The sequence below is a fragment of the Pseudomonas sp. lyk4-TYG-107 genome (assembly GCF_030209055.1).
Lineage (GTDB): Bacteria > Pseudomonadota > Gammaproteobacteria > Pseudomonadales > Pseudomonadaceae > Aquipseudomonas > Aquipseudomonas putida_A.
Genome location: NZ_JARVST010000004.1, coordinates 70,659 through 84,165, shown reverse-complemented (window position 1 = coordinate 84,165; position 13,507 = coordinate 70,659). Strand labels below are relative to the sequence as shown.

The window sequence follows — 13,507 nt, the reverse complement described above, 5'->3', positions numbered from 1 at the left end:
TATCGGTGTACCCAATCACTGTGGGAGCTGGCTTGCCAGCGATGAGGCCCTGACAGGCAACACAAATTCCCTCATCGAAACCATCGATGCGCCTCAACTCATCAGGAGTTTCCATGACCACTCAAATCCCTGAACCGGATCTGAACTACCTGCAAAAAGTCCTGCTGGAAATGCTCGCCATTCCCAGCCCTACCGGGTTCACCGACACCATCGTGCGCTACGTCGCCGAGCGTCTGGAAGAACTTGGCATCCCTTTCGAGATGACCCGTCGCGGCACCATTCGCGCCACCCTCAAGGGCAAGAAAAACAGCCCTGACCGCGCTGTCTCCGCGCACCTCGACACCATCGGCGCCGCCGTGCGTGCAGTGAAAGACAACGGTCGTCTGACCCTGGCCCCGGTCGGTTGCTGGTCGAGCCGGTTTGCCGAGGGCAGCAGGGTCAGCCTGTTCACCGACAACGGCGTGATTCGTGGCAGCGTGCTGCCGCTGATGGCCTCCGGGCACGCCTTCAACACCGCCGTCGACGAGATGCCGATCAGTTGGGATCACGTCGAATTGCGTCTGGATGCGTATTGCGCGACCAAGGCCGATTGCGACTCGCTGGGCATCAGCGTCGGCGACGTGGTGGCGTTCGACCCGCTGCCGGAGTTCACCGAGAGCGGCCACATCAGCGCCCGTCACCTCGACGACAAGGCCGGGGTTGCGGCATTGCTCGCTGCGCTCAAAGCCATCGTCGAGAGCGGTCAGGAGTTGATGATCGACTGTCACCCACTGTTCACCATCACTGAAGAAACCGGTAGCGGTGCGGCGGCGGCATTGCCATGGGACGTCAGCGAATTCGTCGGTATCGACATCGCGCCGGTCGCGCCCGGCCAGCACTCCAGCGAACACGCGGTGAGCGTGGCGATGCAGGATTCCGGTGGCCCTTACGACTATCACCTGTCGCGGCATTTGCTGCGTCTGGCCGGTGAAAACGAACTGCCGGTACGGCGCGACCTGTTCCGCTATTACTTCAGCGACGCGCATTCGGCAGTCACTGCCGGGCACGATATCCGCACCGCTCTGCTGGCCTTCGGCTGCGACGCGACCCATGGTTATGAACGTACGCACATCGACAGTCTGGCGGCGCTCAGTCGTTTGCTCGGGGCGTACATTCTGAGTCCGCCGGTATTTGCCAGCGATGCGGCGCCGGCCAATGCTTCGCTGGATCGCTTCAGTCACCAGATCGAACATGAGACACAGATGGAGAGCGATACGCGAGTGCCGTCGGTGGACAGTCTGGTAGGGCAGCGTTCCGACAGTTGATCCGGGGTTCTGTGGTGGCTGGACTGGCCCCATCGCTGGCAAGCCAGCTCCCACAGTTTTCGAGGTGGATCACCTGTTTGTGTACATCAACAAACTCTGTGGGAGCTGGCTTGCCAGCGATGGGGCCAGACCCGCCTACACAAAACTGGCAGCCAGCCACCAATCGCCGTAGCATCCCGTCATTGATTTAGCCGAGGTGCCCATGCTGATTCCCTACGACGCTCTTGAAGTCGACACCCTCACCCGCCTGATCGAGGACTTCGTCACCCGCGACGGCACCGACAACGGTGATGACACACCGCTGGAAACCCGCGTGCTGCGCGTGCGCCAGGCGCTGACCAAAGGCCAGGCGCTGATCGTCTTCGACCCGGAAAGCGAACAATGCCAGTTGATGCTCAAACACGATGTGCCCAAGCATCTGTTCGACTAGCGGACCTTTTCGGTGACCTGTTTGCGCTGGATCCGCTGATAGACTTCAGAACGGTGCACATTGACCTTCTGCGGCGCCTCGACACCAAAGCGCACGCTGGAACCGTTGACTGACAGTACGCGCACGGAAATGTCGTCACCGATGGAAATCAACTCGCCCACTACACGGCTGAGTACAAGCATGGAATTTATCCTTCAGGGTTAGCCAGCCCTGAAGATGCGCGGTGGACGCCCGCTCGACAATGCACGCAGAGCAATTCAGTCTTGCCCTACACCCACAAGCGCCGCGCCCGTCAGACGTTTCCTGCAAATCGCTAAACAGTCTCGCCTCAAGCCGCGGAAAATCGCGGCCCGAACAGAATCACGCTCGCGCCGATCACGCACAGCGCCACGCCGATCCAGTCCGAACCCAAAGGGCGAACGCGCTCGACCACCGCCAGCCAGCCGATCGACGCGACGATGTAGATCCCGCCATAGGCGGCATAGGCGCGCCCGGCATAAGCCGCTTCGACGCGGGTCAACAACAGGGCGAACAGGGTCAGGCTGAGCAGCGCCGGGATCACCCACAAGGCACTTTTGCCCTGACGCAGCCACATGAAAAAGGCGAAACAACCGGCGATTTCAAACAGCGCCGCGAGGAAGAACCACAGGTAATTGAGCATTGATGCGTCTCGACAGGGTGACCATTGCGGCCACCCTAACGACGCAACATCCTCGGGGCAAGTTCAGCCGTTGGTTTGTCTGGCCTTGGCGCGCATTTTATCGGCCATGGTGGTCATTTCGTTGTAGATCAGTTGCGGGTTCTTCTGTTTGATCGCCCAGGCCATGCGCCCCTGCTCGTGCGGCAGGATCATGAATTCGCCGGCGGCCACTTGCTGGTAGATATAGTCTGCAATGTCAGCAGCCGTGATCGGCGAACTTTCCAGCAACTTGCCGACCTGGGCTTTCATGGCCGGGGTCGGACCACGGAACGAGTCGAGCAAGTTGGTCTGGAAGAACGACGGGCAGACCACATGCACGCTGACTTCCTGCTGCGCCAGTTCGATCAGCAAACTTTCCGACAGCGCCACTACACCGGCCTTGGCCACGTTGTAGTTGCTCATCGCCGGGCCCTGCATCAGTGCAGCCATCGAAGCGATGTTGATGATCTTGCCTTTGCTCTGCTCCAGCAGCGGCAGGAACGCCTTGCAGCCCTTGACCACTCCCATCAGGTTGATCGCGATCTGCCAGTCCCAATCCTCCAGCGACAGTTCGCTGAAGAACCCGCCGGACGCCACACCGGCGTTGTTGACGATGACATCGATACCGCCGAGCTTCACTTCGCAAGCCTGGGCAAACGCGGTGAGCTGGCTGTAGTCACGCACATCGCAACGTTGGGTGAAACCGTCACCACCGGCCTCGCGCACCCGCTTCAGGGTTTCCTGCAGGCCAGGTTCGCTGACGTCGGACAAGGCCAGGTGCCAGCCTTCACGCGCCCAGCGCAGCGCGATTTCGCGACCCAAACCTGAGCCCGCACCCGTGATCATCATGCGATTTTGCATAGCAGACAGCCTTGTTGTTCCGTAGGAGATGCGCGGAGTGTAGCGAAGGAACACTGGCCACCCACGCTCCATCAGATTGCTGAATACAGGATCAAAAGATCGCAGCCTTCGGCAGCGCCTACATCAGTTCCCTGTAGGAGCTGCCGAAGGCTGCGATCTTTTGATCTCGCGCTTTAAAGGAAATAAACGAGTAATCCAAATACATTAAAAAAACATTGAATTTTCTTTCATTCGCACCAGTCGGAATTTGTAAGCCGTCTGGAATTAGTTAGCCTCCAGTCGCCCTTGAACACCAAGTCTTCTCGAACGCTATAAACAAGGAAATCGACATGGGCACAATTCTTATCATTATCCTGATCCTGTTGCTGATCGGTGGTCTGCCGGTCTTCCCGCACTCCAGAAGTTGGGGTTATGGTCCTTCGGGCATTATCGGCGTGGTGTTGGTGGTGCTGTTGGTCTTGCTGTTACTTGGCAGGATATAAAACCCCAAGACAAAAAAAGAGGCCCTCAGGGGCCTCTTTTTTATGCAGCGGTTTTTCAGTCCGGCTTGCCGTTGATCACACCGGCAGTGTTGTCCATCAGACTCTTGGTCGCCGTTTGCAGGAACGCTTCCAGCTTGAGCTTCAGTTCGGCGGTACGCGGTGCGTCCGGAATGATCTCGGCAGAAGGGTTCGCGCCCAGTTGGTACTGGTAGATCTTCGGCGCCATTTCCTTCTCTTTCGGCAGCACCAGGATCTGGTCGGCAGTGACGATGGCGGTGGTCTGCTCGCTGCCCGACGGCTTGATCACACCGAAACCGGTGTCGCCGGCCGGGAGATTCAGCAGGTCGCGACCCCAGCACTGATGACGCACTTCGCCACCCAGACGACCCATGATGGTCGGCACGATGTCGATCTGCGTACCCACGGTGTGGTCACGGGTGCCGAATTTTTCCTGAATGCCCGGGGCGATCATCAGCATCGGCACGTTGAAGCGGCCCAGGTCCATTTCGGTGATCTGGCGTTCGTTGCCGAAACCGTGGTCACCGACGATGACGAACAGGGTTTCCTTGAAGTACGGCTCTTTGCGTGCCTTCTCGAAGAACTGACCCAGCGCCCAGTCGGCGTAACGCATGGCAGTCAGGTGTTCGTTGAGGCTGCCACGATCGGTCACGCGCTCGACCGGCAATGGCGTCGGCAAGGCGTACGGCGTGTGGTTGGACAGGGTTTGCAGCAGCGCGTAGAACGGCTTGCCGTTTTCCCGTGCCTTCAGCTCCTGCAGACCACGGTCGAACATGTCCTGGTCGGACACGCCCCAGGTCGGATCGGAGAACACCGGATTGACGAAGTCGTTACGGCCAACGAAGTTGGTCATGCCCTGGTTACTGAAGAAGCCCGACTGGTTGTCCCAGGCGAAGTCGCCGTTGTAGACATATACGTCGTCATACTTGCGCGCGCTGAGCAGCTGCGGCAGACCGGACAGCTTGTGGCTGCCTTCCGGGGTCTGCATCAGGTATTCGAAACCTGGCAGGTTCGGGAAGCACGCCATGGTCGCAAACATGCCCTGGTGGGTATGGGTGCCGTTGGAGAAGAAGCGGTCGAACAGCAGGCCTTCCTTCGACAGTTTGTCGAGGTAAGGTGTGATGTTGCCCGGTGCGCCCAGGGCGCCGACCGAGTGACCGGCCATGCTTTCCATCAGGATCACGACTACGTTCTTGATCGGCAGGGTCTTGTCGGCCGGCGGCGTGTAGTCACGACGCACGGCAGCGATGTCGGCATCGACCAGTTTGTCGTCCGGCATCACCAGCATCTCGCGCACCACTTTCTGCGCCTGTTCCTGCGGCAGGGTGGCTTTCCAGATGTTATCGCGGTCCTCGCCCATGCGGTCCTTGGCGGCGGCGATCAGCGACAGCGTGCCGTTGAGGCCGAGCTGGTTGGCGAAGTTCGATTCGGTGGTGTACACGTCACCCCAGCGCAGCGGCGGGCCCTGACGCAGGGTGCCACGGGCGGCCACGACGCAGATCAGCAGGCAGACCACGAACACCGCCAGGCGGGTGTACCACGGCGCCACCTGACGGGTGCCGACGTTGCCGCCGCTGAACGGGCCGCGTGGACGGGTCGCACGGTCGGCGCCCTTGAAGGCCAGAGTCAGGATCACGGTGCCGATGACCCACGCCAGCAGGTAACGCACTACCGGGAAACCGTACCAGAGCATGCTCATCACGGTTTTCGGGTCTTCCTTCACGTACTGGAACACCAGACCATTGAGGCGCTGGTGGAACTCGCGGTAGAAGTCCATTTCCATCAGGCCGAGGAACAGCGCGATGCTGGACGCCACGGTCAGCCATAGACGGAAGAAGCCACGCGCAGCCATTGCACGGGCGCTGAACAGTGCCAGCACCAGTGGAACGCAGACGTAGACCACCAGGCGCAGGTCGAAACGCAGGCCGTTGGCGAAGGCTTCGAGGAAGGTCGAAGCCGGGGTATCGAGGATCATCTCGCGGTTGTAGACCAGCAGCGCGAGGCGCAGCACGGAAAACATCACCATCATGACCAGGGCACACAGCAACGTGTAGGCCAGATGCGATTTGACGGTCGGTTGCAGCAGGCGAGTGGAAGATCGCTGCTGATTCAGGGCGTCCGGGTTTGCCATGTCGTTTTAGGACCCATTGGAAGTTGAAGTTGCAAAATACAGCGGCGCCATGCCCTCTTTTGGCCATTCCAGGCCCCGGGGCGTGCGCGGTGCGCAAATGTTGCACGATCAACGGCAGCATTGCCATTGATTACTGCCCCATTGCCCGACTCTTTCATACAAGCATTCGGACGGGGGACAAACCGAGTTGCGCGGGCGAATTGTCTGGAACACTTTGTGAAAATTTCGTCCAACGCATATCTGGAAACACAATATAACGACAAAACAAAACGCCCCGATTCGGTCGGGGCGTTTTGCTGTCAGCGCGAAGAATTACTTCTCGGCGCGTTCTTTCAGGGCTTTCAGCGTATTGAACGGCGCATCGACCACGAACTTGTTGGCGATCATGCTCGGCACGCTGCCGCCGGGCTCAGTGTGCACCTGATAGGTCACTTCGACTTGATCACCTTTGGGTACGAACTTCCAGAACCCTTTGACCTGAGCGACACGGACAAAGCCTTTCTCTTCGGGAAGGTACTTCGGCACGCCTTCGAGGTTGCGGGTCAGGCTGCCATCGGCGCCCTCAACGGTGGTGATGTGCAACACCGAATCACGTGGGGTCACTGGCCACGGCGTATTGAACTGGGTGTAGGTCCAGCTCTGATCGCCCTCGTGCTTGAGCAGTTTCTGGGTTTTGCATTCGTGAATCCAGGCGCAGGCTCCGGCCACGTCTTCCTGCAAGGCACGCAGTTTGGCAACGGTGGTCTTCATCAGGGCAACACCCTGATAGGACTTGTAATCGGAACCCGGCACTTCGGCCAGCGAGACCTTGATCCCGTCCTGTTCCTTGGCGACCTTCCAGTCTTCGGCCTGAGCCATCGAAGTAGCCAGCACAGCGGTCAAACCACACAACACAGCGATACGATGCAGCGAACCCATAGTCTTATTCCTTATTGTTGAAGTTCCGTTCGTTTGACACATCACGCCGCCGTCATCTGCTCCCACCAACCGATCAACCTGATCGCTTCTTCCGAGCTGCTGCCGCAGACTTCGACATCGGCGGCAAATCCCGAACAGACCGCCGGGCGCTCCGGCTGGCCGAAAATGCTGCACAGGTTTTCGACCGAGAGTTGCACGCAACGTTCGCCGGCAGGTTTGCCGTTGGGCATGCCCGGAATGGCAGAGCTGATGGACGGGGCAATGCAGCAAGCGCCACAGCCTTCACGGCATTTCATGACGAGCAAGTCCTCGCGACGGGCAATGTGTTAAAGAGACACGGACAGAGTAACCGCTAAAACGGTTGTTTCAAATTCCCTGGACCGGGGTTTTTACCGATAACTGAATGTGACTGACCAGTCTCCGACAAAGCGTCTGGTTCGCGGGTCACGGCTCGATTGAATTTATTGCTTGAACTCGAAATCCAGCGCTGCGCCTTCGACTTCGCGGCGCTCTTCGTTGCGCAGCTGCAACTGCATTTCATTGCTGAGCAGGCGGCCATTGAGCTGGAAGCCGCTGTTCTTCTCGCCAAACATCTGCGGCAGGATCGCGTCGTGTTTGGGCATCGGCACGGTACCGGCAGGTTTGAGCTGCTGGACCATGTCTTTGGGCAGGCTCAGGTCCAGTTTGGCCGGCGGCAGTCTGGTTTTAGCCACTTCACTGGCCGGTTTTGACTTGGAGGCAATCGGGGCCCGCTTCTTCACCGGGGCCGCTTTCTTCTGCGGGGCTTTCTTCGTCTGAGCTTTCTTGTCCGCAACGGCTTTGTTGCTGCCCGTTTTACTCGCCGCAGCTGACGCCGCAGGCTTTTCCTGAACGGCGGCTGCCATGACACCGGGCGCATGGCCCATCGTCAACACACCAAGCAAAATCCAGGCAGCAGGCAAAATCGCTTTCATGAGCCCCACAACACTAACGGCAGAGGGCCATATGCTCGCCTGTTGAGCGTCACAAGACAAGCACGGTGCGCCACTCGTTCAGAAACCGCCTGCGGTTTCCTGACACAGTTGAGTCGCCAGCAAACCGAGGGTCATCAGCGCCCTTTCCGCCTCGCGATTCCACGGCGTGCCGCAGTTCAGGCGGATGCAGTGGTTGAACTGCTCGGTATTACTGAAGATCAGCCCCGGCGCAATACTGATGCCCTGCTGCAAGGCGCGGACGTGCAATTCCTGGGTATTGACCCTGCCCGGCAGACTCACCCAGAGAATGAAACCGCCCGTGGGCCGGGTCATTTGCGTGCCTTCGGGGAAGTACTGCTGCACCGCCAACTGGAACGCGCTGAGGTTTTTTCGGTATTCCTGGCGGATGTACCGTAAATGCCGGTCATAACCGCCATTTTCCAGATAAGCGGCAATCGCCATTTGCGTGACGCTGCACGCCGAATGCGTGGTGAAGGTCTGCAGACGCTGGATTTCCTGCTGATACTTGCCGGCGATCATCCAGCCGACGCGCACACCCGGCGACAACGTCTTGGAAAAGCTCGAGCAGTAGATCACCCGATCCAGTCGATCGTAGGCCTTGAGGGCTTTGGTGCGGCCCTGTTCGAACATCAACTCGCCATAGATGTCGTCTTCGACGATCTGGATATCGAAGTCCGAAGCCAGGCGCAGCAGTTGTTTCTGCCGCTCTTCCGGCATGGTGCCGCCCAGGGGATTGCTCAGGCGAGTGGTCAGAACCAAGGCTTTGATCGACCATTGGTTCGCCGCCAGTTGCAAGGCTTCGAGGCTCATGCCGGTGGCCGGATCGCTGGGGATCTCGATCACTTTCAGGCCCAGCAGGTCGGCCAGTTGCAGTAGACCGTAATAGGTTGGCGATTCGGCGGCGATCAGGTCGCCCGGACGGGTCAGCACCCGCAGCGACATCTGCAGCGCATCGACACACCCGTGGGTGATCACCACTTCTGAAGGATCGACGACGACCCCGGCATCGCGCATGCGGATCGCCACTTGCCGACGCAGCGGTTCAAAACCCGGGCTGAACATGTAACTGAACGCGCGTGGGCTATGGAATCGGGTGACCTTGGCCAGTTGTTGATGCAGCGCGCGCACCGGGAGGTAATCGACACTCGGCACCGCAGCGCCCAACGGGAACACCCCTTCGCGCCGCGATTCGACCAACACTTGCTGAATGATGCTGGCGCGGGTGACCAGTCCTGGCCGCTCGACCCGGGCGATGTCCGGGGTCGGCGCTGTCAGTGCCGGGGTCTGGTGCACGTAGTAACCGGACTGCGGCCGTGCACGGATCAGGCCCTGATCTTCGAGGTTGGCGTAAGCCTGCAACACCGTTGCATGGCTGACATTGAGCTGCGAACTCATCTTGCGCACCGACGGCACGCGTTCTCCGGGCTGATAGACACCGCGCCGGATGTCTTCCGCCAGCTGTTGAGCAATACGTTGGTAGAGCAAGAGGTTGGTCATGACGCAGCACTCGATTTCACGGGCATTTTATTCTTGTGTGAAACAATACCGGAACAGTTTAGAAGTGTACTGGGACAGTTGCCACCATAGTCGACCGTACAGTGCAGTGTCAGCTACAACTGTACGGATTTGCGTGCTATTCGACAGACGTAAAAAAGCCCGGCGCTGCATGACAGGCCGGGCTTTCCAGAGACGCAGCCCTCAGCGGGCGGCGCCGAGCTGGCCTTTTTCGTCGGAGAACACAATTTCCACCCGACGGTTCTGTGCTCGCCCACGCTCGGAAGCGTTGACGTCCACCGGGTATTCGTCGCCGTAACCTTCGACCTGAATCCGCTTGTCCTCGATACCCAGGTCCATCAGCACATCGGCCACCGCCTGCGCACGATCACGCGACAGCTTGAGGTTTTCCTGCTTGCCGCCGGTGCTGTCGGTGTAGCCCTCGATGCGCACCACGCGTTTCGGGTTGAGCTGCAGGAACTGCACGATCTTCAGCACCACGCGGTTGGCCGAGTTTTTCAGCTCCGCTTCGCCGGTGTCGAACAGCACGTCGCCCAAGGTCATGACCAGACCGCGATCGGTTTGCGTGGTGGCCAGCGCAACGATCTGCTCCTCGAGCCACTTGCCCTGCTGCTGCACGCTCAGCAGTTTGGACTCACGCAGGGCCAGTTGCAGGCGCTGGCGTTCCAGCTCGAGCTTCGCCGCGCGCTCTTCGTTGAGCACCAGATTGGTGTGTTCGCGGGCGATTTCGCTATAGCGCTGACTCAGGTAGGCGTAATGCACCACGTCCGAGCCACTGCCCCAATAGGTCGACAGGCGATCGGCACGGGCCAGCGACTCACCGGCGCGGATCACATCCTTGGGCGCGATACGCAGCACGTTGGAATCTTCCTTGACCTTCTGGAAATCACTGCCGGCCTGTTGCAATGCGGCCTCACCGTGTTGACCGGCGCAACCATAGAGGCTCGCGCAACCGGCCAGAAGCAAACCGCCGAGGGCTTTGGACTTGAGGCTCATTGGGCATCTCCCAGTTGCTTGCGCAGACGGATGATGCGGGTGTTGAGCACGTTCAGTTGCTCTTCGCTCTTTTGCGTCAACACCTTCGCTTCTGCCAGACGTGCGTCCAGCTCGGCCTGTTCGGCGCGCATGCGGGCGTTCTTGAAAGACTCGTCGGTCATGTTGCCCTTGGCCCGGTTGAACTTGTCTTCGGCCAGTTTCATTTCCGGCATTTCATCGGCGGTCGCACCGACAGCTTTGGCCTGGGTGATGGCCTGCTCGGTCAGGCGCATTTGCTCATTGGGCGCAGGATCGTTGGCGCAGCCGGCCAGGGCCAGAACGGCCATGGCCGCGAAAAGAGGTCGAATACTCACTAAGAATCCCTACTGTTTTGGGGCACTGACAGGTGGCTGCGGCTGTTGCTGCTGAGCCTTCCAGCGCTCGATGTTGCGTTGCAGCGCGGCTTCGGTCAGTCCGGACGCGGGCAATTCTGTCATCTTTTTAGCGAGCTGTCCGCGCAACCACGGATCGTTGCAGGCCGAGTTGTGCGAAACCGCGAGGAACAGTCCCGGTCGGTCAATCGGTTGCTCGAACGCCAGGAGATCATTGGCCATGCCCAATGCCTGCGCGGCGGCCATGCCCGAGTAGCGCCCGGCGAGTACGTATTCCACTTCACCCAGCAGAAGTTTCTGAAAGGCCTGAGTGAGGTTTGCCGTCCGGGTCAGGGTCAGATTCTGCTCGGCGAAAGTGCCGAATGCCTGGGTCATCCGAGACTTTTCCGACAGCCCGCCGGTGTGCCCTTGCAGGTCTTTGGCTTCGCTGTAGACCAGCGTCGAGCCTTTGCGCGTCCACACCAGATAGTCGTTTTCCAGCAACGGCGGATAGATGTAGTCGAGGTTTTCCAGCTCGTTGAACATCAGAGGCGTGTCGGCCAGCATGTCCATGCGCCCGCTGCGTACTTCATCAAGGGCCTGCGCGCGTTTGCCGGCGTAGAGCAGCTCGACCTTGATCCCCAGATCCTTGGCCACTTGCTGCAACAGGTCGGCACTGGCGCCGATCAAGTGCTTGGGATTCTGTGGATCCTGCCACAGGTACGGCGGCGCATCCGGGCTGCCGGTGACGACAAGGCGCTCGCATTTGCCGGCGGCCGCAGCCATCCCCGGTAACAGGATCAATCCCAATAACAACCCGCGGCGCAGATCCATGGCAAAACACTCCCACGCAAATTCGAGACAAAAAAAAGCCCGACCATAAGGCCGGGCTCTTTATAAGTGAAGCTGCCGGATTAGACCAGCTTCTCCAACTCAGGTACCGCTTCGAACAGATCCGCCACCAGACCGTAATCGGCCACCTGGAAGATCGGCGCTTCTTCGTCCTTGTTGATCGCGACGATCACTTTGGAGTCTTTCATGCCGGCCAAATGCTGGATCGCGCCGGAGATACCGACCGCGATGTACAGCTGTGGCGCAACGATCTTGCCGGTCTGACCGACCTGCATGTCGTTCGGTACGAAACCTGCGTCGACCGCGGCGCGCGAAGCACCGACGGCTGCGCCCAGCTTGTCGGCCAGGGCGTACAGGTGTTTGAAGTTGTCACCGTTCTGCATGCCGCGGCCGCCGGAAACGACGATCTTGGCAGCGGTCAGCTCAGGACGATCGGACTTGGCCAGTTCTTCACTGACGAAGCTGGAAGTGCCGGCGTCGTGCGCAGCAGCAACCGCTTCAACAGCCGCCGAACCACCTTCAGCGGCAACCGGGTCGAAACCGGTGGCACGCACGGTGATCACTTTGATCGCAGCGGTCGATTGCACGGTAGCGATGGCGTTACCGGCGTAGATCGGACGCTTGAAAGTATCGGCGCTTTCTACCGAGATGATCTCGGAGATCTGGTCAACGTCCAGTGCAGCGGCAACGCGCGGCAGGATGTTTTTGCCGTTGGACGTGGCGGCAGCCAGGATGTGGCTGTAGCCCTTGCCCAGCTCTGCAACCAGAGGAGCGACGTTTTCCGGCAGCTGATGCGCGTAAGCGGCATTGTCAGCGTTCAGGACTTTGCTCACGCCAGCGATTTTCGCAGCGGCCTCGGCCACGGCGCCAGCGCCCTGACCGGCAACCAGCACGTGAATGTCGCCGCCGATTTTGGCAGCAGCAGCCACGGTGTTCAGTGTGGCCGGGGCCAGCACCTTGTTGTCGTGTTCGGCGATTACCAAGATAGTCATGATTAGATTACCTTCGCTTCGTTTTTCAGTTTCTCGACCAGTTCAGCCACCGACTTGACCTTGATGCCTGCGCTGCGTGCAGCCGGCGCTTCGACTTTCAGGGTCTTGTTGGTGGAGGCGGTGGAAACGCCCAAAGCGTCCGGAGTCAGCACTTCGAGAGGCTTCTTCTTGGCTTTCATGATGTTTGGCAGAGACGCGTAGCGCGGCTCGTTCAAACGCAGGTCGGTGGTGACGATCGCTGGCAGTTTCAGGGAAACGGTCTGCGCGCCGCCGTCGATTTCGCGGGTCACGGCAACGCTGTCGCCGGAGACTTCGACTTTCGAGGCGAAAGTGCCCTGACCGTAGCCGCTCAGTGCAGCGAGCATCTGGCCGGTCTGGTTGTTGTCGCTGTCGATCGCCTGTTTGCCCAGGATCACCAGTTGAGGCTGTTCCTTGTCGACCACAGCCTTGAGCAGCTTGGCCACGGCCAGCGAAGTCAGGTCTTCAGCGGATTCGACGAGGATGGCGCGGTCGGCACCCAGAGCCAGTGCGGTACGCAGCTGTTCCTGAGCGGTGGACGGGCCGATGGAGACGACGACGATTTCAGTCGCAACACCTTTCTCTTTCAGGCGTACGGCTTCTTCCACTGCGATTTCGCAGAACGGGTTCATCGACATCTTGACGTTGGCGAGGTCTACGCCGGAATTGTCCGCCTTGACGCGGACCTTGACGTTGTAATCCACAACGCGTTTGACAGCTACAAGAACCTTCATGGATTCCTCGTTACTCTCCGGTGAAAAGAAAGTCGCCTAGGCGAACCTGGCGGTTGATGCTCATCGGGCACAAGGGCACCTCTAAAAACGCCGGCGGGGGGCGATGACCGTTCGTCAGTGGTGACCAACAAGTCATTGAATCGCACGGTGTGTAAACTGCGCGCCGGACTTGCGCTGCGCATCACCTTGTACTGCCTGTGCCCTGTCTTTAGAGGTGCTCTTGAAACCGCCAGTCTGCCTACGGCGAGCGCAA

At 59.6% G+C, this 13,507-nt stretch carries 16 protein-coding genes; 3 read left to right on the top strand and 13 right to left on the bottom strand.

Going from position 1 to position 13,507, the window contains the following annotated elements; all coding sequences use genetic code 11:
- The first annotated feature begins 113 nt into the window (after window positions 1-113).
- Together QRN61_RS04430 and QRN61_RS04425 are read left to right on the top strand one after the other, a co-directional pair.
- Complete coding sequence (locus QRN61_RS04430) at window positions 114-1,304, top strand: osmoprotectant NAGGN system M42 family peptidase (RefSeq protein WP_150368286.1); 1,191 nt, start codon at window positions 114-116, stop codon at window positions 1,302-1,304.
- 202 nt (window positions 1,305-1,506) lie between these two features.
- Complete coding sequence (locus QRN61_RS04425; RefSeq protein WP_003192759.1) at window positions 1,507-1,734, top strand: YheU family protein; 228 nt, start codon at window positions 1,507-1,509, stop codon at window positions 1,732-1,734.
- Here the strand turns inward: QRN61_RS04425 and csrA are convergent.
- The 3 genes from csrA to QRN61_RS04410 form a co-directional block, all read right to left on the bottom strand.
- Entirely contained in the window at window positions 1,731-1,916 is a 186-nt protein-coding gene (csrA, locus tag QRN61_RS04420; protein WP_027612397.1) for a carbon storage regulator CsrA, read from the bottom strand. The genes QRN61_RS04425 and csrA overlap by 4 nt on opposite strands.
- A 146-nt stretch (window positions 1,917-2,062) precedes the next feature.
- Window positions 2,063-2,395 (bottom strand): YnfA family protein, encoded by a 333-nt coding sequence (locus QRN61_RS04415; RefSeq protein ID WP_003226957.1) that lies wholly within the window; start codon window positions 2,393-2,395, stop codon window positions 2,063-2,065.
- A gap of 63 nt (window positions 2,396-2,458) precedes the next feature.
- Window positions 2,459-3,274, bottom strand: coding sequence for an SDR family oxidoreductase (locus tag QRN61_RS04410; protein WP_285373312.1), 816 nt, complete (start codon window positions 3,272-3,274; stop codon window positions 2,459-2,461).
- A gap of 323 nt (window positions 3,275-3,597) precedes the next feature.
- On the opposite strand from QRN61_RS04410, the gene QRN61_RS04405 reads away from it, so the two are divergent.
- Entirely contained in the window at window positions 3,598-3,756 is a 159-nt protein-coding gene (locus QRN61_RS04405) for a DUF3309 family protein (RefSeq protein ID WP_169432680.1), read from the top strand.
- Between the two features lie 55 nt (window positions 3,757-3,811).
- On the opposite strand, the gene QRN61_RS04400 is transcribed toward QRN61_RS04405, so the two are convergent.
- The 10 genes from QRN61_RS04400 to QRN61_RS04355 all read right to left on the bottom strand — a co-directional run bounded on the left by QRN61_RS04400 (window position 3,812) and on the right by QRN61_RS04355 (window position 13,254).
- On the bottom strand, window positions 3,812-5,905 hold the full coding sequence (locus QRN61_RS04400; protein ID WP_027612395.1) for an LTA synthase family protein: 2,094 nt from the start codon (window positions 5,903-5,905) through the stop codon (window positions 3,812-3,814).
- Between the two features lie 312 nt (window positions 5,906-6,217).
- Window positions 6,218-6,823 (bottom strand): START domain-containing protein, encoded by a 606-nt coding sequence (locus QRN61_RS04395; protein ID WP_027612394.1) that lies wholly within the window; start codon window positions 6,821-6,823, stop codon window positions 6,218-6,220.
- Window positions 6,824-6,864: 41 nt separating this feature from the next.
- Window positions 6,865-7,119, bottom strand: coding sequence for a YkgJ family cysteine cluster protein (locus tag QRN61_RS04390; RefSeq protein ID WP_027612393.1), 255 nt, complete (start codon window positions 7,117-7,119; stop codon window positions 6,865-6,867).
- A 165-nt stretch (window positions 7,120-7,284) separates the two neighbouring features.
- On the bottom strand, window positions 7,285-7,776 hold the full coding sequence (locus QRN61_RS04385; RefSeq protein ID WP_285373310.1) for a translation initiation factor 2: 492 nt from the start codon (window positions 7,774-7,776) through the stop codon (window positions 7,285-7,287).
- Between the two features lie 78 nt (window positions 7,777-7,854).
- The gene (locus QRN61_RS04380; protein WP_003226969.1) at window positions 7,855-9,294 is read right to left on the bottom strand and encodes an aminotransferase-like domain-containing protein; all 1,440 of its coding nucleotides are present in this window, start codon (window positions 9,292-9,294) and stop codon (window positions 7,855-7,857) included.
- 201 nt (window positions 9,295-9,495) lie between these two features.
- Entirely contained in the window at window positions 9,496-10,308 is an 813-nt protein-coding gene (locus QRN61_RS04375; protein WP_027612391.1) for an OmpA family protein, read from the bottom strand.
- Window positions 10,305-10,661, bottom strand: a complete 357-nt coding sequence (locus tag QRN61_RS04370) for a DUF4398 domain-containing protein (RefSeq protein ID WP_027612390.1) — start codon at window positions 10,659-10,661, stop codon at window positions 10,305-10,307. Before QRN61_RS04370 ends, QRN61_RS04375 begins: the two co-directional genes overlap by 4 nt.
- Before the next feature lie 9 nt (window positions 10,662-10,670).
- Window positions 10,671-11,492, bottom strand: a complete 822-nt coding sequence (locus QRN61_RS04365; RefSeq protein ID WP_285373307.1) for a substrate-binding periplasmic protein — start codon at window positions 11,490-11,492, stop codon at window positions 10,671-10,673.
- An 80-nt stretch (window positions 11,493-11,572) separates the two neighbouring features.
- Window positions 11,573-12,502 (bottom strand): electron transfer flavoprotein subunit alpha/FixB family protein, encoded by a 930-nt coding sequence (locus QRN61_RS04360; protein ID WP_007961977.1) that lies wholly within the window; start codon window positions 12,500-12,502, stop codon window positions 11,573-11,575.
- A 2-nt stretch (window positions 12,503-12,504) separates the two neighbouring features.
- Window positions 12,505-13,254, bottom strand: a complete 750-nt coding sequence (locus QRN61_RS04355) for an electron transfer flavoprotein subunit beta/FixA family protein (RefSeq protein ID WP_003226982.1) — start codon at window positions 13,252-13,254, stop codon at window positions 12,505-12,507.
- Window positions 13,255-13,507 lie beyond the last annotated feature (253 nt).

Bases quoted from the DNA above. Each gene is read 5' to 3' on its own strand.
- QRN61_RS04430 (WP_150368286.1), top strand. From the start codon at position 114: ATGACCACTCAAATCCCTGAACCGGATCTGAACTACCTGCAAAAAGTC.
- QRN61_RS04425 (WP_003192759.1), top strand. From the start codon at position 1,507: ATGCTGATTCCCTACGACGCTCTTGAAGTCGACACCCTCACCCGCCTG.
- csrA (WP_027612397.1), bottom strand. From the start codon at position 1,916: ATGCTTGTACTCAGCCGTGTAGTGGGCGAGTTGATTTCCATCGGTGAC.
- QRN61_RS04415 (WP_003226957.1), bottom strand. From the start codon at position 2,395: ATGCTCAATTACCTGTGGTTCTTCCTCGCGGCGCTGTTTGAAATCGCC.
- QRN61_RS04410 (WP_285373312.1), bottom strand. From the start codon at position 3,274: ATGCAAAATCGCATGATGATCACGGGTGCGGGCTCAGGTTTGGGTCGC.
- QRN61_RS04400 (WP_027612395.1), bottom strand. From the start codon at position 5,905: ATGGCAAACCCGGACGCCCTGAATCAGCAGCGATCTTCCACTCGCCTG.
- QRN61_RS04395 (WP_027612394.1), bottom strand. From the start codon at position 6,823: ATGGGTTCGCTGCATCGTATCGCTGTGTTGTGTGGTTTGACCGCTGTG.
- QRN61_RS04390 (WP_027612393.1), bottom strand. From the start codon at position 7,119: ATGAAATGCCGTGAAGGCTGTGGCGCTTGCTGCATTGCCCCGTCCATC.
- QRN61_RS04385 (WP_285373310.1), bottom strand. From the start codon at position 7,776: ATGAAAGCGATTTTGCCTGCTGCCTGGATTTTGCTTGGTGTGTTGACG.
- QRN61_RS04380 (WP_003226969.1), bottom strand. From the start codon at position 9,294: ATGACCAACCTCTTGCTCTACCAACGTATTGCTCAACAGCTGGCGGAA.
- QRN61_RS04375 (WP_027612391.1), bottom strand. From the start codon at position 10,308: ATGAGCCTCAAGTCCAAAGCCCTCGGCGGTTTGCTTCTGGCCGGTTGC.
- QRN61_RS04365 (WP_285373307.1), bottom strand. From the start codon at position 11,492: ATGGATCTGCGCCGCGGGTTGTTATTGGGATTGATCCTGTTACCGGGG.
- QRN61_RS04360 (WP_007961977.1), bottom strand. From the start codon at position 12,502: ATGACTATCTTGGTAATCGCCGAACACGACAACAAGGTGCTGGCCCCG.
- QRN61_RS04355 (WP_003226982.1), bottom strand. From the start codon at position 13,254: ATGAAGGTTCTTGTAGCTGTCAAACGCGTTGTGGATTACAACGTCAAG.